Source organism: Novosphingobium sp. CCH12-A3, assembly GCF_001556015.1.
Taxonomy (GTDB): domain Bacteria; phylum Pseudomonadota; class Alphaproteobacteria; order Sphingomonadales; family Sphingomonadaceae; genus Novosphingobium; species Novosphingobium subterraneum.
This window is the reverse complement of sequence record NZ_LSIA01000073.1, coordinates 1-685: the sequence shown is the minus strand read 5'-3', so window position 1 is coordinate 685 and position 685 is coordinate 1. Positions and strand designations below refer to the sequence as shown.

Genomic DNA, 685 nt, shown 5'->3' with positions numbered 1-685 from the left:
GATCCGGGGCGGCCGAAGGCCGCGAGCCGGCGGGGCGGAGCCCCAAGAGGCGGTGCTTTTCTTCCTTTCAACGTCGCATCAAGCGGGGCGGCCTAAAGTTATCCACAGCCTCGCCCTAGTGTTAATATATGGGTTTAGAGTCGTGTTACGGGATTTGGGCGGTTTTATAGTGCGTTGAAAATAATGTATTAATTGGCGTTTTTGTGACGCGTGGTGAATCCGCTCTGACGAAAAAGCGAATCCAGAGTGACGATAGGGTGAATCCACTCTGACGATAGGCCCGCCCCCTCCAAGCGTAATCGGAATGACGATAGCGCGGGGGTGAATCTGAAATGACGATAATCCGCTTGCGTATGTGAAATGACGATAGTAGCTGTGGCGTTAGTGAAATGACGATAGACTCCGCCCCTTCCCTGTTTGACGCGCCGATCGCCGCGCCGTCCACGGCCGTGGACGGCGACGATCGCACGCCGCTGCTGCCGGTGCGGCACCCTAACCAAGACCTGTTCATCTGCGATGTTCTCGACGCCATCCCCAAGGACGACATGGCCTCGATGGAGCATCCGGTTTTCTCGCTCTCGACCAAGCCCGACAACCGGATGCGGCGCTATGAGCATAACGGCAACGTTATCGAGATTATCCCCTCGGGCAAGGGGCTGGCGACGATCCACGACAAGGACATATT

At 56.8% G+C, this 685-nt stretch carries 1 protein-coding gene; it reads left to right on the top strand.

The window, feature by feature from the left end:
* Positions 1-389: 389 nt before the first annotated feature.
* Positions 390-685 (top strand): replication initiator protein A (locus tag AX703_RS05670; RefSeq protein WP_197423626.1); only part of this gene is annotated, 296 nt, incomplete at its 3' end.